This window comes from Leeuwenhoekiella sp. MAR_2009_132 (genome assembly GCF_000687915.1).
Lineage (GTDB): Bacteria > Bacteroidota > Bacteroidia > Flavobacteriales > Flavobacteriaceae > Leeuwenhoekiella.
Genome location: NZ_JHZY01000002.1, coordinates 1,116,136 through 1,141,309, shown reverse-complemented (window position 1 = coordinate 1,141,309; position 25,174 = coordinate 1,116,136). Strand labels below are relative to the sequence as shown.

The 25,174-nt window shown below is 36.6% G+C and carries 18 protein-coding genes; 15 read left to right on the top strand and 3 right to left on the bottom strand.

Annotated elements, in window-relative coordinates; all coding sequences use genetic code 11:
- Positions 1–2: 2 nt before the first annotated feature.
- Together P164_RS04945 and P164_RS04940 are read right to left on the bottom strand one after the other, a co-directional pair.
- Positions 3–1,430 (bottom strand): RagB/SusD family nutrient uptake outer membrane protein, encoded by a 1,428-nt coding sequence (locus P164_RS04945; RefSeq protein ID WP_035899350.1) that lies wholly within the window; start codon positions 1,428–1,430, stop codon positions 3–5.
- Between the two features lie 18 nt (positions 1,431–1,448).
- Positions 1,449–4,451, bottom strand: coding sequence for a SusC/RagA family TonB-linked outer membrane protein (locus P164_RS04940; protein WP_028375357.1), 3,003 nt, complete (start codon positions 4,449–4,451; stop codon positions 1,449–1,451).
- A 759-nt stretch (positions 4,452–5,210) separates the two neighbouring features.
- On the opposite strand from P164_RS04940, the gene P164_RS04935 reads away from it, so the two are divergent.
- Complete coding sequence (locus P164_RS04935; protein WP_028375356.1) at positions 5,211–5,531, top strand: hypothetical protein; 321 nt, start codon at positions 5,211–5,213, stop codon at positions 5,529–5,531.
- An 11-nt stretch (positions 5,532–5,542) separates the two neighbouring features.
- Here P164_RS04935 and P164_RS04930 read toward each other — a convergent pair whose 3' ends face one another.
- Positions 5,543–6,001, bottom strand: coding sequence for a hypothetical protein (locus P164_RS04930; protein WP_028375355.1), 459 nt, complete (start codon positions 5,999–6,001; stop codon positions 5,543–5,545).
- Positions 6,002–6,286: 285 nt separating this feature from the next.
- Here P164_RS04930 and P164_RS04925 point away from each other — a divergent pair, with 285 nt between their 5' ends.
- The 14 genes from P164_RS04925 to P164_RS04860 all read left to right on the top strand — a co-directional run bounded on the left by P164_RS04925 (position 6,287) and on the right by P164_RS04860 (position 25,045).
- On the top strand, positions 6,287–6,895 hold the full coding sequence (locus P164_RS04925) for a hypothetical protein (RefSeq protein ID WP_028375354.1): 609 nt from the start codon (positions 6,287–6,289) through the stop codon (positions 6,893–6,895).
- Between the two features lie 309 nt (positions 6,896–7,204).
- Positions 7,205–8,683: an AAA family ATPase gene (locus P164_RS04920; RefSeq protein ID WP_028375353.1), complete on the top strand. Its 1,479-nt coding sequence runs from the start codon at positions 7,205–7,207 to the stop codon at positions 8,681–8,683.
- 904 nt (positions 8,684–9,587) lie between these two features.
- The gene (locus P164_RS04915) at positions 9,588–10,295 is read left to right on the top strand and encodes a hypothetical protein (RefSeq protein WP_028375352.1); all 708 of its coding nucleotides are present in this window, start codon (positions 9,588–9,590) and stop codon (positions 10,293–10,295) included.
- Between the two features lie 281 nt (positions 10,296–10,576).
- Positions 10,577–15,211 (top strand): NACHT domain-containing protein, encoded by a 4,635-nt coding sequence (locus P164_RS04910; RefSeq protein ID WP_028375351.1) that lies wholly within the window; start codon positions 10,577–10,579, stop codon positions 15,209–15,211.
- A 192-nt stretch (positions 15,212–15,403) separates the two neighbouring features.
- A complete protein-coding gene (locus tag P164_RS04905) occupies positions 15,404–16,165 on the top strand; it encodes a hypothetical protein (RefSeq protein WP_028375350.1) in 762 nt (253 codons plus the stop codon).
- 480 nt (positions 16,166–16,645) lie between these two features.
- On the top strand, positions 16,646–17,443 hold the full coding sequence (locus P164_RS04895) for an HNH endonuclease domain-containing protein (protein WP_125411750.1): 798 nt from the start codon (positions 16,646–16,648) through the stop codon (positions 17,441–17,443).
- Between the two features lie 133 nt (positions 17,444–17,576).
- The gene (locus P164_RS19085) at positions 17,577–17,708 is read left to right on the top strand and encodes a hypothetical protein (RefSeq protein ID WP_262490353.1); all 132 of its coding nucleotides are present in this window, start codon (positions 17,577–17,579) and stop codon (positions 17,706–17,708) included.
- A 76-nt stretch (positions 17,709–17,784) separates the two neighbouring features.
- Positions 17,785–17,964, top strand: a complete 180-nt coding sequence (locus tag P164_RS04890) for a hypothetical protein (RefSeq protein ID WP_028375347.1) — start codon at positions 17,785–17,787, stop codon at positions 17,962–17,964.
- 607 nt (positions 17,965–18,571) lie between these two features.
- A complete protein-coding gene (locus P164_RS04885) occupies positions 18,572–19,135 on the top strand; it encodes a Crp/Fnr family transcriptional regulator (RefSeq protein ID WP_028375346.1) in 564 nt (187 codons plus the stop codon).
- A gap of 71 nt (positions 19,136–19,206) precedes the next feature.
- Complete coding sequence (locus tag P164_RS04880; RefSeq protein ID WP_028375345.1) at positions 19,207–20,127, top strand: alpha/beta fold hydrolase; 921 nt, start codon at positions 19,207–19,209, stop codon at positions 20,125–20,127.
- A gap of 17 nt (positions 20,128–20,144) precedes the next feature.
- Entirely contained in the window at positions 20,145–21,041 is an 897-nt protein-coding gene (locus P164_RS04875; protein ID WP_028375344.1) for an NmrA family NAD(P)-binding protein, read from the top strand.
- Between the two features lie 129 nt (positions 21,042–21,170).
- The gene (locus P164_RS04870; RefSeq protein WP_028375343.1) at positions 21,171–21,893 is read left to right on the top strand and encodes an SDR family oxidoreductase; all 723 of its coding nucleotides are present in this window, start codon (positions 21,171–21,173) and stop codon (positions 21,891–21,893) included.
- A 93-nt stretch (positions 21,894–21,986) separates the two neighbouring features.
- On the top strand, positions 21,987–22,904 hold the full coding sequence (locus P164_RS04865) for a helix-turn-helix domain-containing protein (protein WP_028375342.1): 918 nt from the start codon (positions 21,987–21,989) through the stop codon (positions 22,902–22,904).
- Between the two features lie 458 nt (positions 22,905–23,362).
- Positions 23,363–25,045 (top strand): DUF6377 domain-containing protein, encoded by a 1,683-nt coding sequence (locus P164_RS04860; protein ID WP_028375341.1) that lies wholly within the window; start codon positions 23,363–23,365, stop codon positions 25,043–25,045.
- Positions 25,046–25,174: the final 129 nt, after the last annotated feature.

Genomic DNA, 25,174 nt, shown 5'->3' with positions numbered 1-25,174 from the left:
GACTAATTGCCGGACTGATAGCCTGGGTTTTGAGGTGCCAGGTTTGGGTTGATAATCAATTCGTTTTCAGGAAGCGGCAGGAGTTGGTTAGTGGGTTTCCAACCCGCTTTTAAAGGCTCTAAAACAGCATCTAAACGATTGCTTCGTTTCAGATCAAAAAAGCGCTGTCCTGCTTCGGTAAAAAGTTCGTGCCTGCGCTCGATTAGTATTTGTTCTAACAGTTCTTCTTTAGTGCTATACTCCACATCAGTCAAGCCTGCACGCCCGCGTACGATATTCAAATCGAGGCTAGCAAGTTCCAATTGGTCCAGGCGCGCATAGGCCTCACTGCGAATCAAATAGACTTCGGCCATTCGAAATAGAATGGAATACTCTACAGAACTACTGGTATTTCCCCGGGTTTTGTATTTAAAAGGATGGTAATAGGATTGCGAACCATTAGACACCTCCTGAATCCATTGTGCTAAGCGTTGGTCAGCATCCTTAAAACTAGAGACCAAGTTAGGGGTTAAGGCAACCGTAGGTGGGGGAGCTGTATTAAAAATAAAAGAGATTGCTTCCGGGGTATTGACTCCGGCTCCTCTAGGCGAAAACTGCCACAGCGTAGACCTGCTTTCCTTCAGAAAAACCTTGTTCAAATCGGTTTCCCATTCATACAAATCAGAATGGTTGATAATCGCAGTTGTGGCATCAACCGCCTGTTGCCAATCACCCGTGTAAAGAGATACCCGTGCTAGTGCTGCCAAGGCGACCCCTTTAGTTGCCCGTGTGCGGTCTGCCGTGGAATATTCCCAATCAAGCAGGGCAATGGCCTGTGTCAAGTCCGCTTCAACCTTTTTGAAAACTTCTTGTATCGGGATTTTTGACAGTACCGTATTTTGCTGATAATCTGTAGATGTAACATAAGGTACTTCGCCATAGAGAACGGTGAGGTAAAACTGATTTAAACCTCTAATAAATAGAGCTTCTCCATTAAGCTGCTTTTTAAACGCTTCATCTAATGCTGATTCTTCCAGTCCTTTGAGCAATGCATTAGCTCCATAGATTTGGGTATACGTAGTGTTCCACCAGCTGCTAACTGTAGGGTGGGAGGGAATCAAGTTGTTTTTATGAAAGGCCTCTTTACTGGAGGTTGAGCTTCCGTAAAATTCAAGCTCATCTGTATATAGACCCATTTCGTAATAGAGGTCTCTCAAAATACCCCTGTCCCGCATCTGTGCATAAATGGCCAGCAATGCAGCCTCTGCAGTAGCCTTTTCGGTAAAAACAGCTTCTGTCGTTAATTGTGAATTCGGAAGGTCTACTTCAATAAATTGTTCACAAGAACTTAATAGATTCAGCATCAAAACCAAACCGACTGTAAAAGCCATACTACTGGTAGAGAATTCTCGTAATTTGTTCCGAATAATTTTAGATATAGGTGTGGTCATCAAATTATAGTTTAGAAATTAAAAGTTTAATTGAACCCCCGTAGTAAATACCTGCAAAGGAGGTAAGCTGTTGGGGTAAATAGATTCCGGATCAAAACCTTTATAATCGGTAATGGTGAGCAGATTTTGACCTTGTACGGTAATACTGCAGTTAACCCCCGGTATCAGGTTTTCAGGCAGGCTGTAGGATAAGGCCAGGGTTTTAAGCCGTATATACGAAGCATCAGTAATCATCGCATTACTTTGATTGTAATTGAGGTACCGTAAATACAAGGGGCGGTTAGCGCCTGTTGAAAAGGCCTGATAGGTAGACTGATCACCGGGCTGTTGCCAGCGATCAAAAGCTTCGGGAATTGTATTACCCATCCTACCCGGCTGTCCCAGGGAGTACAACGCATTATAGTTTTGCTGTTTGACAAACTGAAAAAGAAAATCAAGAGTAAATCCTTTATAACGAAGACTATTTTGGAATCCTCCGTAATAGACGGGATTGAGATCTGTAATTCCTTCTCGGTCATCTTGAAAAGTCAATTGGCCATCCTCATTATAATCTGTGAATTGATACAAGCCTGTTTCAGGATCCAGGCCTTCATAATTATAGGTCTTTCGAATATTCAGCGGCTCGCCAATAACGTATCTGTTTGAATAGGTAGAGCTCTCTAGATCAGGAAATGCCAGTAACTCATTTCTGGAGATACTCAGGTTAAAGGTACTTTCCCAAGAGAAATCAGCTTTATTTATAGTTTTAGACTGGAGTGTAAATTCCCATCCACGATTCTCAATGGTAGCATCTAAGTTGGCCTGAATTGATGAAAACCCGGTGGTCCCGGCCAAAGGGATTCCCACTAATTGATTAGAAGACCTGTTTCGGTACCAGGCTGCAGTAAGAAGCAACCTGTCTTTAAAGAAACCGGTCTCTAAGGCTAATTCCAGTTTTTTATTCATCTCCCAACTGAAATCGGGATTGAATAATCGGGAAGGTTCTAGTACAGTGGTCTCATTATAACTGGAAGCACTCAAGGAGTAGGTATCGAGGTATTGATAATCTCCAATCTGATCATTACCGGTTATGCCGTAGCTTCCTCTTAATTTTCCAAAGCTCAAAAACGCTAAATCCCTGATTCCATTTTCGGATGAGAAAATCCAAGAAGCACCCACAGCTCCAAAATTTGAGAATTGCTTGCCCGGTCCAAAGCGGCTGGAGCCATCTCTTCGTGCTGTTAGATTTAAAAAATAGCGGTTACGTAAGGAAAAGTTAACGCGTCCAAATATAGCGATGTATTTATAGTTGGTCTCTGTGTCTGTGCTGATGAATTGGCGGTCTGCGGCGCTTAAATTTTCAATAAGACGATTGCTAGAGAAGCCTAGACCAAATAAGTGCAGTTGAGAAGCCGTATTGCTTTGAAAGGTGCTTCCTACTAAACTTTGAATTTTAAAATCGTTGAAATTAAGGGTATAGGATAGCTGAGGTTCGAGTATCCAAGAATTGCGTATAAGCTGGTTTTTGCGAATACTAGATTGAGCAGGAGTGTACCCAAAGGCAGGATTTGCACTCGTGGAGGGTTGTATATATTGATCCAAAAAATACGTATTGGTATATCCTAAACTGGTCTTTAATTCTAAACCTTTTACAAGTTGATAGGACAACTGGGTGTTCATTATCAAGTTATAACTATCCGAATTATAGTTGTTTTCGAGTAAAGCAAATGGATTTTGCCACGTGCCACCCTCCCAGTTAAGGCTTCCATCTGCCTTATATAAGGCCGGTGCATTGGGAGGCAATTGATAAATGTTTGTCATCAACGTTGCCATCTCCGGTAGGTTGTTAGTCTGATACGTAAAATTCCCGGAAAGACTGGCGTTGAATTTGTTATCCTTGCTGATATAACTGGTACGGGTTTGAATACCTATTTTGTTATAGGCATAATCACCGGGATACACCGTGGTTTCTCTGTGATAATTACCACCGAGTCTGAATTGTAAGTGCTCCGTTCCTCCCGATAGCGATCCATTAATATCCAGATACTTGGCTTTATTACCAATTATGACCTCCTGCCAGTCTGTATACCGGTTGGGATCCCAGGTGCCGTTTACGTCATACGCATTGGCGGGGTACTCGGTAATGCCATCATTAGCATAAGCTTCCCGTCGTACTTCAAGGTATTGCTGGGTATTTAAGAGCTCTAAGTGGCTCTGAACCGTACCAATCCCATAGCGGTATCCCAAATTGAATTGTGTTGAACCGGAACTCCCTTTTTTTGTCGTAATAAGCACGACACCATTAGCACCACGAGAGCCATAAATAGCCGTAGCATCGGCATCTTTAAGCACCTCAATGCTGGCTATTGCATTAGGGTCAATACTATTTAGTGGGCTCACGCCACCAGGGAATGCGACGGCTGTACGGCTGTCACCCAGGTCGTCACTAGAAATAGGAACCCCATCTATAATATACAAAGGAGCATTACCCTCTGCTCGCAGACTGTTCTGTCCGCGTATTTGTATCTGGAATGCTCCACCGGGAACTCCGGTATTCTGTGTTATAAATACCCCCGGCATTCTGCCTTGCAAGGCGGCCAGCGGATTGGTCACCGGTTGCCGCTCGATCTCCTCGGCTGTTACCCGGGCGATACTCCCCGTTTGCTCGCGACGGGTGGTGTTGTAATACCCCGCATTGATGGTCACTTCGCCTAAAGCGGTAACGTCTTGTTGCAATGCTATAGTAAATGTGGTTTGATTCCCCACCGGCAGGGTCAAGGTTTTAAAACCAAGGTAACTGATGCTTAAGGTATCAGTAGGTTGTGCTTGAATGCTAAAGACCCCTTGTAGATCGGTTTGCGTACCCGTGTTGCTGTTGAGCAGTCGGATGCTCACGCCCGGTATGGGATTTCGCTGCGTATCGGTAACGGTACCGCGTATTGGTTGTTGAGGCATTGCTGCCCAGAGTAGATTTCCTGTTGCCCAAAATAGGGTAACAAGTATCCACGCAGCCCCCGTAAGGCGCGTAGTCAAAATTTTCATATCTTCGTCGTGTTAATAAATGAAACAATCGTTTTATTTAAGCTCACGCCTTCCCCGGGATTCCACTCGTAGGGGAAGGTTTTTGAGCTTAATACCCGTACAACCGGGTGTTTCTCTTCTTCACAGACCGTAAGGTCTGCAGCTTTTTTTTTATGGCTAATTCACCGGTGCGCTTAAACCGTACCCGGTATAAGCCCGCGCTACTGACCAAAGACAGCGGCGGCTCCCAACCCAATTACAGATTACTTCCTAGAGAAGCAACCCATAACCCACGGGTGCATTAGCGGAATGGTGTGCTCCCGTTAGCACGTTTGTCATACTTTATTTAATTTAAGGATGCTAAGGCATACCCAATTTTACATTACGCTACAACGAGCGGCGACCATTATGGTCTTTTTAAAGTAGGGGGGAATGCTTTTTTACGAAGCTTTTAGAGAAGAATACGACTTTGAAAATGGAAGTTGAAGTGTTGCAAATCCCTGAATACAAAAAAGGGCGTGGCTCAACTTACTGCATTAGAGGTACTGGTATACCTGTGTACAAATAAGCCATGAACCTACGCCCGGGTCGTAGGCATTCATGCTTATCCTCTCGTACACTATTAAAATTACCAGTTTTCTAATGCGAGATTCAAAGCGAATGCTTCTAATATTTTATACTAAGAAGTTTCGCAAATATATAATTCTAAATCAAATATAATAAAATTCAATTACACATGTGTAATTGTGGTAGTTATTTTTTATTAGTCCATTTGTTTTAATGGGTAAACAAATAAAAATACCAGAACTCACTACTGCAATCTCAGCAGTGATAACTAGGCTATACAAAAATAAAGGTGAACAAGCTCTTCTAGAACTTAATAATAGCTATTACACTGAGATAGGTAAAAGTTTAGGATTAGAAAGATATACTTCTACTGATCATAATGTTACGTGCAGTAAGTTGTTTGCTATTTGCGATTTTCTTGAAATATCTCTTTCAGAATTTTTTAAACTCGTTGAGGAGGAAAATCAGATTTTAAAATATAAAGAAGAAAGGAAAGGTAAACTAGTAAAGCAGGCTTATAAAAATCAAAAATAAAATCTATTTAACTACTGATCAAAAAGTTGTTTTAAATTAGCTTTTGTAAGATATATCGAATATGCTTCTATAGTTTTATTTAGGTTGTATTGTGCTAATCTTACCACAATGGAGTCTGCTTCTGATAGACCATACTCAAACCTAATTACTCCTTTAAGTGTAGTAAAGGAGACCGGTTGTGGAGACTTTTCTTTGAATCTACCACTTACTAATTTATAAATCTTTTCAGCTGTACTCCCTTTCTCTTCAAACGAAAAACTGGCATAGCCTTTTAATTCTAACTCTAGCTGGTTCAAGTATTCAATAGTATAGACAGCTTCTTCTCTAAATGATTTTGCTAAAACCTGATCATTCTCTATGATTTTAGCAATACCTCTATTTTTTAAATCTGTTTTAGCCTGATATTGGCTAAATGTAGTACTGATACTTATAAAAATAAATAAACAGGACATCGTTAGTTCTTTAATCATACTAAAATTATTAACGCATTAATATTCAGTAATTTAATAAATTTTTGAATACGTTTTTTAAAATTAGTTTTCATGGACTCTTTATATCCTATTCTGGGGATTTGAGAGGGTTTTGCCTTTATTTTTATGGTTTACGAGATTCTGTAAACTACTTCTAAGATAAAGGTCTATTTTTATAAATATAAAATGTTAAAATTCAGAAAATAATGAGGTTATATTTTATAACGTAATGTTGATATAACTAGTTCGCAGCAATACAAATACACTCAAACTAAAAAATAAACTATGGAGCTATTTCTTCAAATATGTGCAGCAATTGGTTCTCTTGCAACATTCGGCGCGTTCCTAATGTTATTCAAAAGAGACAAGAATAAAGAGGTTCAAATAAATAAGTTGACATCAATAGCTGCTGTTCTCGAAAATCAAGCTGAATCTCTGAACAAACAAAATGATTTATTAAGTCAACAAATAGATATTTTTAGAAATACATCTCTTTTAACAGAACAAAATGACCAGGCCTATCAAGAATTAAAGGAGATTGAGGAAAAGAAGATGAAATTATCTGTAAGACCAAATTTATGGCTAAACGGAGCGACCACTATGGGTATGACTGGCGAATTAAAAATTTGGCTTAACAATAAAGGAGAGACAGCAATTTTAACTGATTTTAATTTGATTGCAGGCCAAATAGAGTTACATAGTAAACACCTACCCTATGAACTTGAAAAGGGGAAGGAAAGATTTATATTCGGTAGAGCCGTAAATGGGAAATCTATAAATGATGCTACTTACCAAATTGAGGTAAAGTATAAAGATGTTTTAGAGAATAAATTTATTGCAAAAATTGAGGGAAAAGGAGCAAGTGTTAAAATTACAGAGGTGAAACCTGAATAAATACCGCGGCTAATAACTAAGATTCTTTGCGGACGTTACAACCTATCCCGTTGTATAACGTTAACTCTAACGCTCCGGCAAATAAGTAGCGTTTGAGTTAAGGTTGCTGAGAAAAGATGAATTTAGCCTTAAATTTTAGATTGTATGATTATTTATAAGAACGGGTGGGTTTACGGGATTCTGTAGACTTCTTTTAATCTAGATGTCTATTTTTATAAATACAGCTCTAAAGTATTGATATTCTGTAAATTTTGAAGGGGTAAGTATATATTTTGTGTTGATATAAAAAGCTAGCAAAGAATAACAAAAATGATAAAAAAGATAATTCAAATTAAAAATGTTGGTAGATATAAAAATTATAATGCTGATAATACATTTAGTGAATTATCCAACAATACTGTTATTTACGGAAATAACGGAAATGGAAAGACTACTCTATCTTTAATTCTAAAATCTTTACGAGGTAATAATGAACTTATTAAAAAGAAACAAACATTTGGAACAGAAGAAGAACAAAAAATTAAAATATTAAGCGACGAGGGAATTATTCAATTTAAAGATGGAAAATGGAATAAATCCAACAAAAATATTGAGGTTTTCGATATTCACTACGTTGAGGATAACTTAATCACGGGTTCTCTTTTACCAGATTCAAGCAGGTCAAATTTATTTGAAATAGTTGTTGGAGAAGAAGGTATTAAATTGAAGAAAGAAGCTCTTAGCTTAATTCAAGAACAAAAAACATTTCAAAAAAAGAGAAAATCATTAAATAATAAATTGAAATTTAAAAAGCAGGAACTTACAGGTGATGACATTTCTGAAATAAAAATTCAATTAAACTTTATCAAAGAGGAAGTAAAAAAAAGAGGTCTGAAAATAAGAGACCTAAATAAGAAAATTGGAGAATCCACAAAAGATATATTCAGTAATCATATTGAAGAAATCAATAAGCAATTACTTTTTTTTACACCGTATCTACAAATAAAAAAGTTCACAGGTAACAATAGACACGGGAAACAACTTCTCTCTTATTATCTTAATGTTAGTGGTTTCAGCGTTGGCTTTGAAAAGGACAAAAAAACCTATTCTTCAGTAAAATATACATTAAGCGAAGGAGATAAAAGTGCCTTGGCATTTTCGTTTTTCTTAGCTAAATTAAATATCTCTGGTAACCTTGAGAAAAAAATTATCATTTTTGATGATCCAATATCAAGTTTTGACTACTCAAGAAGAAATGCAACAATAAATCATCTAAAAAGACTTGGAGAAAAGTGTAATCAAATTATTGTATTAACACACGATATTAATTTCGCAAAAACTTTATCCAGTAGGTTTGGAAGCAAGAATGTACTGAATCTAAAAATAGTTAAATCAAAAGATTCAAGTGTCATCACAAAACAAGACATAGAAGAAGAAACCCTTTCTGGTATATTTAAAGATATTAGTATCTTAAAAAACTATATCGAAAATGGAGTTGATTCAAATATTCAAAAAAGAGATGTTATTAGGTGTATTCGTCCAATAATTGAAGGAATAATTAGAATTAAGTTTTTCACGCATATAAAACATAATGAATGGCTAGGAGATGCTATCAAGAAAATTAGAGAATCTTCAGAGACAGATGCAATGTATAGACTAAGGCCAGTTTTAGATGAATTAATTGATATTAACGATTATTCTAAGTCCTTTCATCATAGTGACCCAACTAATCCGTGGGGAGATTTAATCAATGACGAAGAATTAAAGATATATGTAAATATGACATTAAATCTAATTCAAAAAATATAAAAACCGATTGCCTAATAACTAGCGTTCGTACGGTCGGTACAGCCGGTCCCGTTGCATAACGGGAACCCTAACGCTCCGGCAGATATGCAGCGTTTGAGTTAACGCTGCTAGTTAAAAAAATATATTTAGCCTATGGGCTATACCTCTTGACAAGGCCTTATAAATACGCTATATTAGCAAATGTAAGATAAAGATGCCTTTCGCTTAACCAGCACGCAGTAGGGTAGGGGGAAAGTTGGTTCTTCACGACGAGCTTACCCAATTACCTGCCAAGAGCACACCGTGCTGTAAGTATTCCATTTTAAACATTCCCAGAACTCCGTTCACCCGAAGTTCACCCGAGGTTCACCGGTGTTTCACCCAAGGATAAAGCATAGCAAAGGCAGGGTAACGGTACCCTAACGCTATGGGAACGGCAGGGTAGCGGTTCTCATCCAATAGTTGTGGATGTAATGCTACCTTTTTAAGAAATACAATTTCTAAAATTCCCAATACGATAAGCTATTTTAAATGCATGCTCTTGCACGCAATTGCACGGTCTTGCATATTGGAGCATCCTTTTACATACTACTGCCTCCTCCCGCATAGCAATTCGATTTTTAGAGGGGTTTGCTTCGAGTCTAGTTCGGGTCTCCTTCGAGAGGGCTTCGGTAAAAGGGGGTGTTTCTCGAACAACACCCGAAGGAAACTGGAAGTAGTATTGAACGAAAGGTGTTTTATGGGATTTATCCCCTTTTTTTTAGTTTGAATGAGGGGAATACAGGATTCTGTAAAATAGTTTTAAGACAATGGCCTATTTTTATAAACAAACCGCTAAAAGATTGATATCCTGTGGATTTTGTGGGGATATACCTGATATTACAAGTTGTGAACAATTTTGAACAAAAACCGTAACAAGTAAAAAATGGATTTGGAATCAAAAACTAAATTGGTAAGAGAACTGATAACCTTTATTCAAGAGAATGATAATTATCAGAATCAAGACGATATTAGAAGTGTAACTGCTTATTCATTTTACCAAATAAGTGAAAGCTTTATGATAGGTCTGATTTTATCTGAAAATCTTTCCGATTTACAATATTGCAAGGAAAAGATTAATCCTGCCATAGATGATTCTTATTTGCCTGTACTCGAATATGTGTTCGACGGATTTTTGAAAGATTCATTTTTTATTAAACTTTTTGCATTGGCAGAAAACCATATTCGACAGATTGCTGAATTTTACGAAAGTTCAACAAACAAAATTAAAGTTGACTCAATATCAACAACTTTTAAAAATTTAATGAATTCAAATAAAACCTTATTTTTCTCAAATTTGAATATTAAGGACAAAGAACTTTTTGACTTTTATTGCTACTTAAGAAATACCATACACAATATGGGATTTCAATCAAAACCTGACCAACAATTAATAATTAACGACGCAAGTTCGGTTATTAATAAGAATAAGGTAATAATCGATTTAACTTTGAATTCAGCCAACTCATTGGATTTTGAAAAATCAATTTTATTACAAGAGCAAATTTTCAAGTTAATATTAAAAATGAATAATGTAATACCTGAAAGTGATTGTATTGAACATAAACTTGTATCGATTGGTTTCAATTCATAGCGAAAAAAACTGCTCACAATAACTAGCGTTCGTGCGGTCGGTACGACCTAGCATGAACGCCGTGTTAACTTAATCGACTGTTAGATTAGGCTTACTTTATAAATTATTAAAGTAAACCTAATATGGTTTGTAGGGATGTGGTATTTTAGTGTTATCAATTAATAAATAGGAATACAAGTTCCGAATTACCTGAAAAATTAGGTAGATTATCGGGAAATAATCAATTGTCATTATTTTAATAACCTTCTGATAGTAGCTAAAAAAAACATGTAGCTTTCTCTATGGCCTTATCTTACAATCAACCAGAAATAAGTGAAGCAAAAAATAGGCCTGCTACTTCCTCCAATAAAGGCTACCCTTATTCTGCCCTTGACCACCGAAGGTTTGAAGAACTGCTATACTCAATTGGCAAACTGCGACTTGAAAAAGACTGGAAAGATAAGTATGACGAAATCAACCTTCTGCAAGGAGTTCGAGAACGAGGGCGAGATTGTAGTTTGCATTTGAATGGCAACTCACTTGGGCTGATTCAGTGCAAGCATAGTATTGATAGCGGCAACAGAATTTCGAGGCCAGAATGTGCAAGGGAGATCATCAAGTTTGTGCTGCATTATCTTTTGGACAAGCGGTTGATTTACAACCCTAAGAATTTTACATACTGGTTTGCCGTCTCATACGGTTTCAATGAAAAGGCTAAAGATTTACTGGATGACTTCAACAGAGAGATACTAAAACAGACAGAACTAAAAGACTGGACAGAAACTGTAATAAATGCCAATGAAGAACTTAAACACCTCAAATACAACGACATTGAACAGGAATTAAAAACAGTACTCGCGTCAATAGCAATTAAGAAGGTTATTCCACAAGACCTAGACACGTTGCTAAACTCTAACGGTTTCCAATCAATAATCAAAACCTTTTTCGAGGTTAAAATGGTAGTTGAGTCGGAGCCAGTAGAAAAGCTAATGGAAGAACTAAAAAAGCAGAGCAAATACCAAAACACTTCCAATATTCCAGTTCAGGTTATTCTGCAAAAATTTGATCATGCCTCCCACTACCTAACGGATTACAACAGCTCTTTTGAAGGGGTAGCTAATTCGCACATTAAAAGAAAAGAAACGAATGATTTGCTTCACTGGATTAAATCACCATTGGGAGAAAAAGAGAAAGCTGTAGTTTTACTGGTTGGCAGTGCTGGAAGTGGAAAAACGGTTATTATAAAGGATGTGTTTCTGAGACTTAAGGAAACCGGCATACCTACAATTGCCTTAAAAGCTGATAGGCTTTATGCTGAAAGTATTAATGAACTGCAAAATAAAATTGATCTCGGAGACTCATTTGAAAAAGTAGTTCGAACTCTAAGCGAAGCCAGCGAACGGGTAGTTGTGCTAATTGACCAGATAGATGCGCTTTCGCAATCATTATCAGCTAAAAGGGAATTTCTCGATGCCTACAATCTTCTTGTAAGGAAGCTCATTGATATTGATCGAGTAAGAGTGGTTATTTCCGTTAGAGCTTACGATCTCTATTATGACAACGAGCTAAAGTTCTATAAAAATCAAAAAAGCTTTAAAGTTGATTTATTAAATGTGGGTGATGTTAAGCAAGTGCTTGCAAAGCTCGGAATAAGAGAGAATGAACTACCCGGGCAATTGCTCAACCTTCTGCAAACGCCACATCATCTAAATGTGTTTTGCAAGGTGTACGACTCCCAAACGAACCTTCAATCAATAACCACGCTGCATGACCTGTACGAAAGTCTTTGGGTTCAACAAATAACTACGGTTACAATTACATCACCAACCTGTTCTGACAAGTGCACAAGCCTAGTCTTTGCCATCGCGGATCAGATGCACAAAGAGCAGAGAATTAGCACCCCCGCAAAGCAATTTTCTTTGTCTTTCAAAGACGAGTTCGACTATTTAAGAAGCAATGGGATCATAACCGAAACGGATAAGGAAGTCCAGTTTTTCCATCAAACATTTTTTGATTTTGTCTTTGCGAAGCAGTTCGTTCAGAATGGAAATTCAGTAACAAGATATATACTTGAAAACCATCAAGGTCTTTTCATTCGGTCCAGCCTGAAAATGATCTTGGGTTTTCTGCGCGAAGAGGATCACGCTCAATTTATAAAAGCCCTTAATGCTATCCTATTTTCCTCAAAGTATCGCTTCCATATTAAGCTAATGCTGTTAAACTTGCTTGGTTTTGAAGAAGCCCCAACGTTAGAGGAAAAGCAGCTTGTGAAATCGCGAATTCTACCAAGCAAAGAGCTGAAACTGCCTTTTTTAGAATCGGTTGCAGGCAATAGTTGGTTTTCATTCCTTATTAGAGAAGGAGAACTGAATAAGCTGATTACTCAAAAGATTGGCTGGCACAACAAACTCGCTGAACGCGATTGGGGAAAAGCGAATAAGGTTGTGGACAAAATCAAAACCCTTGTACACTATAAAAATACCTCTGAAAAATGGGATGCACAGATAAACCTGTTGTGGCAGATTTTAGTTAAACAATTACCAAAAAGCAGACAATCTGTTTGTGACTTTCTATTGAACTGTCCTGAATTTAAAGGAAAAGCGAGATTCGTTTCACGTTTGCTCTATCACGTTAAAGAGTGGGATATTCCAGCGGCTTTCCAGCTCTTTGAAAAAAATGATGTCAAAGCTGGTTTTGATAGTTTTGGTTACTATAATATACTCAAGGATGCATTAAAATTTGATTTTGATTGGGTCAAACAGAAGTACAAGGATATTTGCCTTAAAAAAATTCAAGCAATCAAGGATCGAAAAGACAAACCCAATTTTGAACATCAAGACGAAAAACTATTAAAAAGGATGTTCGAGGTTGACACTAATAAAACGCTTGACTTGACTCTGGACATTATCAATCAGATTATAGCAAAGACAAGTGGCGAAGATAAATCAAAACTATACATTGACTTTAGCTTTTGGTTGTTCAACTATGAGCTTAATGGCCGTTCTCATGGATACGACGCTATATATCATCTGCTTGTAGATAAAGTGCAAGAGCAAGCACAACAGACTACTCCGTGGTTCGACCAGTTTTTTGCTGATCATCTGAACAGTAATTCCATTACCATATTAAGATTATTGTTCTACGGGTTATCGGCAAACCCCGCCCATTACGTAAACGATATATTTCAGCTAATGGAGCTATTTCATCAAAAAGATGGACTGGATGGTGACGATAAGATTCAATTCCAGTTCCGGCAGGTATTAACTACAGTTTATCCACATTTTGATAACTCTCAGAAAGATCAAATAGACAGGATTCTGCTTTCTATTAAATCAAAATATGAACTGGATATTTATCAGGATGAAAACGGGAAAAAACATCATAGGCTAAAGTGGTACGGTTACCATCAATTCCTCTATTTAACTTCCTTACCACTAAGCGAAGTGATGGCAAAACCAATACTAAAAAAAAGCTTCCAAGAACTTCAAAGAAAGTTTAAGACTGTCATGGATGAAGAACCAAATAAGATTAAAACATATGGCGTTGGTCCGCCAATGGACAGTTCGGCATATGATAAGATGACATTCGATCAATGGGAGCAAACATTTAAAAAATATAATGCAGAATATAAAGCCGAGTTAGCATCTTCCAGAGGGTCACTTTCAGAGCACTCCCGAGCATTTCAGGCAGAGGTACAAAATAAGGGGTCACATTTCTTTCCTTTCATCGAAGAACTGATTGACGAGAACGAAGTACCCTACCAATATATAATCGCAGGCCTTACGGGTTTAAAAGATTCGAAATACAACCCCACCGAAGTGCAGCGCATTTACAAAAAAGCCATGTCCATTCCATTTGATCGGGAATACACGCTTTACTTCGTTTGGGTATCCTCATACTTCATAGAAGCCAAAATTCTGGATCAGCAAGTACTGAAATACTTGATCGAAATTGCCAAGAATCACCCTGACCCGGAAGGGAACACCATACGCAATGACGTATTAATGGATGGCGCAAATAGTGTACGCGGATCAGCCGCAGGGAGAATCAGTGAGGTCTATTTCAACCCCACTTTTGAAAACCTTGTTTTTGAAGCACTTAACCAAATAGCAGAGGACCCAAATCTTAGTGTTCGCGTTGCAATAATGCCACGTCTTGCGATGCTTATGCACCTCAATGAGCAAAAAACGCTAGAAATATTTCTAAAACTGGTAAACACCAACGAGCCAGAAATCATGAAGCATTCCATCTGGTCGGTTCAATACTTAATCAACAACAATTTCGATAAGCTTAGCGACTACTTCCAACGAGCAATAAAAATAGAGTCCATACACGGTTCAATTGCCGTTGTTTTGGGCGGAGCATGGTTGAAAGAAAAAAAAGGAAGCTATCAACTTTTAAACTCACTGCTTAAAATCAGTGATGAAGCAAAAGCAAAGCTGGTCGATATGGCCGTCAAAAATCTTGCAGATAAAAAAGAAAGTGTTCGGGCAAAATGCCGCCAAATCTTTCTGAGGTTTCGTCACTCCACCGATCAAAGAGTAATACAAGAGTATTCGTCTACATTTTTCGACCTTACGCCAGAAATGTTCTTAGAGGTTTACCCATTGCTTAAAAAATACGCCCGATCAAATGTCGCCAGAAAAGAGCCGCACTACTATTTCGAATATCTGCTTAAATGTGCCAAAAAACATCCAGTTGAATGTCTTGAAATTCTAGGACACGTGAACACCTACGACAAACCGGATATTTCTCAAGCAGGCTATTATGATGACGAACCTGTTAAAGTCCTGATCGGAATTTACAACTCACTATCTAGTTTAGAAGTAAAGAATCCAAAGTACCTAAACAAAACCATAGCTCTATTCGATAAAATGCTCAAAACTCAAAAATTCAGAGGTGCGGCAAACAAAGTGATTGATCAGGTTGAAAAATAGTTATTAGATAATGGAATTTAGCAAATAACCTGTAGCCATTCTGTTTATTAGGCATTTAATTAAAAAAATTCAAGAATAATAGGTTTAAAGTATTTCTGATTTAGAAAGCGAGTCTTAATATTTAAAAAAATAAAAACGATCGAAACTACATTTAAAATTGTTGCACTTATTGGCCCTTTTATAGCTGCTTTTTTGACTTATTTTTTAGGTATAAAAAGCAAGAGAAAGGATATTGACATTGAGAAAGAAAAGGAATTGAATACAATCCTTTCCAACCTCTTAAATGTATGGCATTATCTAACAAAGCTTGAATCTCTAAGCAGGATTTTTTCTGATGATAAAATAGAAACAATTCTCCCTAAAAAATATTTACCTGGCTTAATACTAAATACTGAATTTATAAATGATGATTGTTTTAAAGATTTAGATGAAGCAAATAATCAACTCAAAAAATATGATCCAATTACCTACTATCAATTAGAAGGGGTAGGAAAAAGATTAGATTCTCTAAGAAAACAATTTTTACTTCCTTTTTTTAAAACCCCTAATTTTGAAGATCAAGTTTTAAACACAGGATCTGAAGTTTTAATCGATGAGATTTTAAAAGATATTGAAGAGTATTTAAGAATTGTTGCTAAACAGATAAGTAAAAAAACGGCAAAAGAAATAAATAATTATATCGATGTTTACCTCCAGAAAGATTTTACGGAGGTTCTAAGAGAAATTGATAAAAAGTATTACGAAATATTTATTTCCTTAATTCCCAAAAATGAATATGTGCCAAATTTTAAAGACTTTATGGAGCTATCAAAAACTTCCGATTTTAAGGAAATGATTGAAGTGCAAATGAAAGTTTTTTTTAGTGGTGGTACCGAAGAGGCTATTAACCTATTTAAAGAAAATCCAAATATTTCTATAGATGAGTATATAGATAAGCTTGAGAGGCTAAAATAAGAAGCTGAAAACAAACTATTCATTTATAAACAGTTCGTAGATCTCTAAGGAAAATTAGTAATTGGTTTTAATTCAAGAATGAATGGGAATTGACATTAATAATTAAGGATTAAAAATTCTATTATAGAATTATCAATCCATTAACCACAGAGACTTTTTTTTGGACAATCAGACCTTTTACAACATCAGCAAAATTATAGCCCGGGATAGTAAAAGTACAACGTATAAGTTTGCACTTTACGGGGGGTGATTGATCTCATACAGGAAAACTCTCCCTATCTTCTTGTAAGCGGCGACCGAGTACAAATCCCTACAGGCTTACTTATCGAAAAGTGGCTTTTGTATTATTATACTATTTTAGAATCAGATACCAGCATCCCGCAGATTAACGGGAGTGCGAATCTGGCCTTTAGTGAACCCTTTAAGAAATTGATTGAGGGCTATTGTTCTTGAGGTGGTTTTTCTGCATTTTACAACGACTTGAAGATTACAGGGATTCCAGAAGATTTACAGGATGTATTCTTCAAACTAATTAAAAAAATACGGGATACGGTGACTAAGATGCCTATGAAATATATAGGCCGGTCGATCACTAATGAATACTATTCCCTATTTGAGTATCAAAATAAACCGCTGAGAAAATCGCAACATCTGGATTTGGAGTACCTGATTACGGAATTCGGTTCTTTTACCATTCCCTTGGAGTATTACGAGGCATTTAAGGTATTGGGTAGTTTTATTGGTGGGCAAGATGCTATATTGTTTAAATGGGCGGAGTTTTCGGTTACAGCTTCGGGACAGGAACTTTCTGTAAATCGTGTACTAAACGAAGTTTTAAAAAGTCCGATAACCGCACGTCATATTGCAGAGTCTAAAAAACTGTATCAAGATATACTCAACACCCAAGGTCAGGTATATTGCGTATGGACCGGGAAACGTATCACCAGCTATGCTATAGATCACGTCATTCCATTTTCGGTGTGGAAAAATAACGACCTCTGGAACCTGTTGCCTTCAGCGGGCAAGGTGAATGCTCAGAAACGGGATAAGATTCCATCTCCTGACCTTATAGCGCGTCAGAAAGAACATATACTCGAGTATTGGGAACTGCTTTATCACAATCAGGAACAGCGCTTTCAAAAAGAGATTCAGGTGGCTCTTTTAGGGAATCATGGGTTTGACACCTGGAAACAAAAGGGTATTTCCCAATTACAAAACAGTTGCAAGTATCTGATTGAAACCCGAGGTTTTGAGGAGTGGGATATAAGAAAACCTTGAAGGCATTTAAACTATTCTAGTGTTAATATGTTTGTTGGTAAGTGTTTGTTTTTTAGTTATTTGTGAATTTCTCTCTTTGTATATTTAAATAAAGCCTTAAATAGGGTCATGTTATAACTTAAATAAAACCATCATGGGAATCAAACCAGGACCTAAGCGTATTGCCGATTCAACAGGCAAACCAGACCGACGACAACGCGATAATAAAAGCACTCCAGGAAATACTCCGTCGCTAAAGAAACATAATCATAAGAAAGGAGATTAGTTTTATTTGAGCTTCTCTTTTTAAGTTTGTGTTTTCTTTAGTACTACGGTATTTTGAAAATATTTAATTTAAACTTATGTTGATTAAAATCTTTTTAGCAATTCTTCAATTACCTCCGGGCACTCAAAATCCGGATGATAATCTTCCTGTGGATTTCAAAGATCCCTTTGATTTAATTGTATATGTTATACTACCCGTACTTCTTATTGCAGGTTACATCATTTGGAAACGAAAGCGAAACAATCATAAGGATTAAGGAATCTTTAGGTTTTGAGCTAGCTTAAATTTTAGAATAGTTATGAAATTTACAAAGCTCTAATTTTTTAGGGCAGGCCCAGTTTTTTTTGTGGTATTTAGTAAAAAAAGCATAGGCAGCAGCACTGGATGTGGAGGATGGGATAGCGAAGCGGTTTGGAAAAATAAAGATCTCTGGAACCTTTTGCCTTCAGTAGTCAAGGTAAATCTCAGAAACGCGATAAGATCACATTTGCTGACCTTATAGCGTCAGAAACCATCTGTACTTGAGTATTAAGAAATGCTGCACGAGATCATCAACAACGCTTTGAATAAGAAATTCAGATCGTACTACTGGGAAATCATGACTCTGACACCTGGAAACGATAGGGTATTTCACAATTACAAAATAGCTGTAATTACCTGATTGAAACCCGAGGTTTTGAGGTTTGGGATGGTATAAATATTTAAGGACCTCAAAAAAGTTTGTAGACTTTCCGTAATTAAATATAATAGGATAGCTTCGCGACTACAATAACTTTAAGAATACACAGGTGGTTTTAGACAAGGTCTCATTAGCGGTTAAAATCCCGTTTTTAAATTATCAAGTTTAGCTCTAAGAAATATAAATGGAAGAGTTTTCAGGCTTTATAAAATCCCGGGTGCATATTAGCCAAGCCGACCTAACACGAGTTCTCTCAAAGTTTAAGAATACAACAGTTAAGAAAGGGGGGCTTGTATTAAGAAAAGGACAAATTGCCAATCAATACTTTTTTATAAAATCTGGTGGGTTGCGACTTCATTACGGAGCATTTGAGGAGCAACATACGTCCTGGGTATTTTTTGAAAATGACTTTTTTACCGATATATCGAGTTTACACGCTCAAGTACCTTCGCGTTTCAACATTGAGGCGATAGAAAACACAGAACTTTTGGTAATCAGTAAGGCTGATATGGATCAGCTATACGAGAAGCTTCCGGTTTGGCAGGAGTTCGGAAGAAAAATTTGGGAAGAGATGTGTATCAGACAGGTAGATCAAAACCTGAATTATCAAACCTTATCTGCCAAACAGATCTACCTCGAACTACTCAAAAATTCTGATTTTGTAAAAAAAATACCCATCAAGCAGTTAGCCTCTATCCTGGGTATCACTCCAAATGCACTTAGCAGAATCCGCAAAGAAATCAAGTGATTCATTACCTACCATTTGGTAGTTTTTACAGGATTTTACCGTTATACATTTGTAAAAATTTAAAATTACAAATGATGAATATGCAAAATCAATATGCGGATGCTGAGCTCATAAAAAATTGGCCTGGCTTTGTCAATAACTATGCTACCGTAAACGGGGTACAACTCCACTATGTAACAGGAGGTGAGGGAAAACCGCTGATTTGCCTGCCCGGATGGCCGCAAACCTGGTATTCTTACCGTCCTGTTGCCCAGAAACTCTCAGAATCGTTTCAGGTAATTGTCGTGGACATTAGAGGAATGGGAAGCTCTGAGAAACCGGAATCGGGTTATGATAAAAAATCTATGGCGACCGATATTTTAGCATTGGTAAAGCATCTAGGTTTTGGTAAAGTAAATCTGATGGGGCATGACATAGGCGGAATGGTAGCCATGAGTTTCGCTTTTAACTATCCTGAATTTTGTGATAAGCTTATCGTATTGGATGGAGCACATCCCGGCGAGGGAATGCTGCATATGCCACTGATACCGGCCAAAGGTACTTTTGCGAGTAAGATGGATGCAAAAATGCCCTACCCCTGGTGGATGGCGTTTAATCAGGTTAAAGGGTTGCCCGAAAAATTATTGGAAGGACGTTTTCAATTTTTGCTTGATTACCTTTTTGAATATGTGATGATAGATGGAACGAAAATGAGTTCATTTGAGCGTGAAATTTATGCTGCCGTTTACAACGATCCCGAGAGCATTAGAGCATCTAATGCCTGGTATCAGACTTTTGCAAAAGATATAGACGATTCCAAATCCTATCAGCAACTGGAAATGCCCGTATTAGGCATCGGCAGTTATGTAAGCTATAATTATATGAAGATGGCTTTGCCATACGTAGCAAACAATTTAAAAGTTATAGGAATTCTGGATAGCGGCCATTATATGTACGAGGAACAGCCGGAGCAGGTTATTCAAGCGGTGGTAAACTTCTTAACTGAAAATTAAAAATAAGAAGATATATTATGAACAAATCAATTTTAGTAGCAGGTGCTACCGGTAATTTAGGAATGAGAATATGCCGGGAACTGTTAAACAGAGAGGCCATCGTGACTGCTATAGTACGTCCCACGACCGCCCCTCAAAAAATAGAAGCACTTTCCAAAATGGGTGTACTTATTCAAAAGGTAGACCTCAATAGTACCGAAGAAATAGCCGATGCGTGCGAAGGGAAAGATCTGGTTGTTTCCGCTTTGTCAGGCCTCGAGGATGTGATTGTTGATTTACAAAAAAGAATCTTAGATGCTGCCCTAAAAGCAAAAGTGAAGCGATTTATTCCTTCTGATTTTTGTACCAATTATACGGATTTATTACCGGGCAAAAACCGGAACTTTGATCTAAGACGAGTATTCAGAACCTATCTGGACAGCACTTCCATTCAGGCATCTTCCGTGTTTAACGGTGCTTTTGCAGATATACTTCAATACGATACTCCGGTATTAAACCGGAAGGAACTAAGCATTGGTTATTGGGGGGAGAAAGCCGACTGGAAACTGGACTTTACTACGATGGATGATACCGCTGCATTTACTGCGGAAGTAGCATTGGACGATGAGGCTCCCAGAGACTTGCAGATTGCAAGTTTTCAAATAAGCCCTAATATGCTGCAGGATTCTGTAAAAGAACTAACAGGCAAAAGTTTTAATCTTAGGCTACTATCGAGTATGGAAAATTTCGCGGTGTTCATTAAAAAACAAAGAGCAGATAATCCTGCCGGGGAAATGGAATTGTACGCTAAATGGCAGCAAAGTCAATATATGTATTCAATGTTTTCAACTCAGCATCAGCACTTAGCTTACCGGCGGTATGAAAACCTTACCTGGACTTCAGCTTTAACTTATTTACAATCTTTTTTGAGATAGGATTTTGCTCTTACACGTTAATAGCAAACCCATATAAGTTACATTGGGCTACAAACTTGAGCTGTTGAACTACTTTTAAGCATTTCATACCGGATAAATTTGCAAATCAATTTAAAGATTTATCAAAAAATGAAAACAGTATTAATTACAGGAGGAAATAAAGGGATCGGATTTGAAACAGCTAAGCAGCTGGGTGAACTGGGTTACAAGGTTTATATAGGTTGTAGAACCAAGAGTAAGGGACAGGAAGCTGTAGAGAAGCTTGAAAAGTTAGGCTTGAAATGTATAAATTGGATCGTGCTTGATGTGACAAACAGCCAATCAATTAAACAGGCCAAAACGCAACTAGCCTCCAAAATCGATTCTCTAGATCTATTAATCAATAATGCTGGTATAAGCGGCGTTCAACCCCAAAAGTTTTCTACACCTAATATTGAAACCCTACGAAATCTATTTGATACTAATTTCTTTGGTACTGTTGAAGTAACGCAACAATTCTTACCATTATTAGAAAAAGCAAAACAGCCCATCATTATCAATGTTTCTAGTGAAGTTGGATCTTTAGAAATTCATTCGTCATCAGGTAAAGATCCTAACTTAGAAATTTGGAGTGCTTACGGAGCATCAAAAACAGCAGTTAATGCTTTTACCGTAATGCTTGCAAATGAATTAGAAGGTAGTAAATTCAAAATTTTTAGTGTAACACCAGGATATACAGCAACAGATCTTAATGATCATCAGGGAACAAAAACTGTAGAAGAAGGCGCTACCCCTATTGTTATAATAGCGACTGAATCATCGCGTTTTACTTCCGGAAAATTTTATGGAGAACAAGGGGAAGTTAGCTGGTAAATTAATTTGTATGGATCCCGATTTGATTTTTATGAATAGTAAAAATTAGATGTGTAGATTTACTCTTTATCCTAAAAAAAGAATAGTATACAGATGCAAAACATTTGCAAGGTAAAAACGATAGAAGAATTTCATTTTTTATCGGGGCTGGAGTCGCCGAAACATCCTTTGGTAAGTATTATTAATTATTCTGGTTTGACCATCTCCCAAAAAGAACGAGATTCTAGATGGATGCTTGAATTCTATCTTGTTGCCATTAAACGTGGTCTGCAGGGGAAAATGTATTACGGTCAGCAGGAGTATGATTGCGACGAGGGTATTATGTTTTTTGTGGCACCTAAACAAGTTTTTCGTATTCAGCCAGACCCAAGTCCTAATGAGGATAGATCAGGATGGATGTTATTAATTCACCCTGATTTTATTTGGAATACTTCTCTGGCTAAAACAATATCTAAATATGATTTTTTTGATTATTCAATAAATGAAGCTTTATTTCTTTCAGAAGAAGAGGAAGAAACATTCGAACCCATTTTAAATGGAATAAAGAAAGAATATCAAACTGATATTGATCAATTTAGTCAAAATATTATTACGGCTCACATAGAAACTTTACTTCAGTATTCAGAACGCTTTTATCAACGCCAATTTACTTCCCGAAAAGTCATTAATAGTAAACTTGTCGAGCGATTTGAATATCTGATATTAGATTATTTTAACTCAGATGTCTCGCTGAAAAATGGTCTGCCTAGTGTTCAGTCTTTAGCTGAACAGCTTCATATTACGCCTAAATATTTAAGTAAGCTTTTAAAAGGAATTACAGGACAAAGTCCTCAGCAACATATTCAAGAAAAGGTAGTTGAACTCGCAAAATTCAAACTATCAAGCACAGAAGAATCAGTAAATGAAATAGCCTATAATTTAGGATTCGCACATCCTCAATCGTTTAATAAGCTCTTCAAAAGAAAAACAGAATTATCTCCGCTTCAATTTAGAAAATCTTTTATTCAATAAATACCACCGATGGCGGGACTTTCTAAGGATTGTTTATATGAAGTATAATGTCAATTCAGCTGCGACACAACTTATTGAGCTGCATCTGCAAACTCTATTTAGGATTCTAGAATAGATCGTTTTAAAGGCCTATTGCCTTTAAAAGCGGTTTGTATAAAACAGTTTAGTGCCTACGACGATATTTCACTTCTTAAGTCATCTAATTTGTCTCATAGCACTCTTAGGTTTGTTAAAATAGATTTATGAAGTCCTTTAATACTGTTTTTAATTCCAAAGACAAGCCGTGTATTTTAGCTCTAATCTTGGATTTTTTTTAACATAATTCAAATTAGTTTAATACCCAAACCTAATTTACTTTGAACGATGGTTAGGTGTTATTGAAGCCCATAATACTTCAACGTAATTTTTAGAAAGCATTTTTGTTATATTGTTTTGAATTTTAATGAGACTCCATTTATATGAACATTACTAGAAAATTATTTTTACAGAATTTAGTTTTGTTTTTCTTTTTTCAGTCTTGGATAGGGTTTAGTCAACAAAACGAGGATCTAGCAGAACTACTAGTGCATATTGAAAAGTCTGCTGAATACGATGCTATTAAAGTAGAACGAATAGATTCTTTATATCATCAACTTGTTTCACAAAGAGCTGGAGCTTTACAAAACAGGTTTGACCTGAATAGGTCCCTTTTTTTTGAATACCGAATATTTAAACAAGACTCTGCTTTTAAATATGGTATACAATCAAAAAATCTAGCTCAAAAATTAGGAGATAAGCGGCTCATAGCAGAGACAACTTTAGATCTTGCTAATGTTTGTGTATCTGCCGGTGCGTTTAGCGAAGCTTTAGCTTACTTAAATGGTACAGATCTTGTCAACATTCCAGAAGATATACGTTTTTCCTTATATGGACTATTAGGGCGCTGTTATAGTGATATGGCAGATTACAGTACTATAACTTACTTCTCTAATCTTTACAGAAAAAAGGCTAAAGAATACCATCAGAAGTCTTTAGAACTGGCAACTCCAGATACTTGGGATTATATTATGCTGAGAGGCTATCTAAATTATAAATATGGAAAACTTCAAAAAGCACTTGAAGACCTTATTCCATCATTAGATATGCGTCAGGACCTCCGATCACAGGCTGTAGTGAATTCGGTTTTAGGAGATATTTATGTACAATTAGGAGATCGTGAAAAAGCTATAAAATACCTTTCACAATCTTCAATAGCAGATATCAAATCCTCTGCGAAAGAGAATCTGTCTATGATTCAACTGGCAGAATTTCTATTCCAAAAAGGAGATGTAAAATTAGCTTCCGTATTTATCAAAAAAGCTAATGAAGATGCCGAAGCTTATGGAGCTCAGCAACGAAAAATAAGAGTGGGCGCAATCTTACCGCTCATTGAAGAGCAAATAATTAATCAAGTAGAAAAACAACGAGAAAGGTTATCACAACAAAACATAATGCTGAGTGTTTTACTGGCTATTTTATTAATGCTAGCAATTGTAACCTATATTCAATTACGCAGATTGAAACTTGCAAGAAGAGCACTTTTAGTAGCGCATAAAGATCTTCAAGTCAAAAATGAGCGAATTGTTGAGGTCAACGAGACCATAAATAATAAAAATGGAGAACTAAACAGAGTGAATGATTTGCTACTGGAGGCAAATAAGATTAAAGAAGAGTATATAGGCTTCTTTTTCACTCAGGATGCAGATATTTTTGAGAAGTTTAAAGAGTTCAAAACGCGTATTGACCACAACCTCAAAAGCAACAATCTGGAAGGTATAAAATACCTTTCTAAGGCTTATGACCTTAAGAAAGAAAAAAAGAAACTTTTGCAGAGTTTCGATGAAGCTTTTATTAAATTATTTCCTGATTTCATAAATGAATTCAATTCCCTTTTAAAAGAAGAAGAACAAATAGAAATCAAAAAAGGGCAATTATTAAATAAAGAGCTCCGCATATTCGCTTTAATTCGTTTGGGAATTAAACATAATGAAATTATAGCCCAGGTTTTAGGCTATTCTGTAAATTCTATTTATGCCTATAAAACAAAAATTAGGAATAAATCATTCTTAGATAAGAAAGATTTTGACCAAATGCTTCTCGAAAAAACCCGCCTTAAGTTCTAAAAAAGCACATTTCATGGTATAAATTTCTATATAAAAAAAGGTTCTTTATATTAATAAATAATTGATATTCAATATTTTAATTAAAAAAAATCCTTCTTTTTTCTATATGATATTTTAGAGCAGTTTTAA